At 66.7% G+C, this 929-nt stretch carries 1 pseudogene; it reads left to right on the forward strand.

The window, feature by feature from the left end:
- Positions 1-929: pseudogene (locus B4E36_RS08585) on the forward strand (autotransporter outer membrane beta-barrel domain-containing protein); the annotation flags it as partial.

Genomic DNA, 929 nt, shown 5'->3' on the forward strand with positions numbered 1-929 from the left:
CAGTCGATCGGCGGCGGCGGCGGCTCCTCATCAGGCGGCGGCGGCAGCGGCGACGCGGACTGGGACATCACGATCGGGCTCGGCGCGAAAGGTGCGGCCGGCGGCGATGGCGGCGCGGTGAGCATTTCGAGCGAAGGCGCAATCACCACCAAGGGCGACTGGTCAGATGCGATACTGGCACAATCGATCGGCGGCGGCGGCGGCGCGGCGGGTTCCGGCAAAAGCTCGCTTTCCATCAAGGAAGACGAGGACGACGACGATGATGACGGCGGAGACGACGCCGAAGCGACGGAAACGTCGCTCGCCATGGTGTCATCATCGGATGACGATGACGACGGCGGAGATGATGATGACGGCGGCGATGATGGCGATGACGACGACAAGACCCTGACATTCGGGGTGACCGTCGGCTCGACCGGCGGCGCGGGAGGGGCCGGCGGCGCGGTGACCATCGGCCAGGACAGTTCGGGCACGATCGTCGGCACCGGCACGATCCACACCTATGGCACGATGTCGGCCGGCATCGTCGCCCAATCGGTCGGCGGCGGCGGCGGCGCGGTGGCGATCTCGTCGGGCAGCGATGATTCCGACGACAGCGATACCTCCAGCAGTTGCGATTCCTCCAGCAGTTCCAGCAGCGACGATTCCAGCTCCGACGACAAGGATAGCTGCGCCACGCTCACCATCGGCTCGGAAGGCGGCAGCGGCGGTGACGGCGGCAACGTCTCGGTTTACGCCGGCAACATCTATACCGGCGGCTTCGCCTCGCACGGCATCGTTGCCCAGTCGATCGCCGGCGGCGGCGGCATCGGTTTTTCCTCCGGTCTTGCCGTTTCCAAGGTCAAGATCGGCCTCGGCGGCAAGGCGGATGGCAGTGCCGGAACCGCCGGCACCGTTACCGTCAAAACCCTCTCCGATACCAAAATCGT

Source organism: Martelella sp. UBA3392 (genome assembly GCF_002358775.1).
Taxonomy (GTDB): Bacteria; Pseudomonadota; Alphaproteobacteria; order Rhizobiales; family Rhizobiaceae; genus Martelella; species Martelella mediterranea.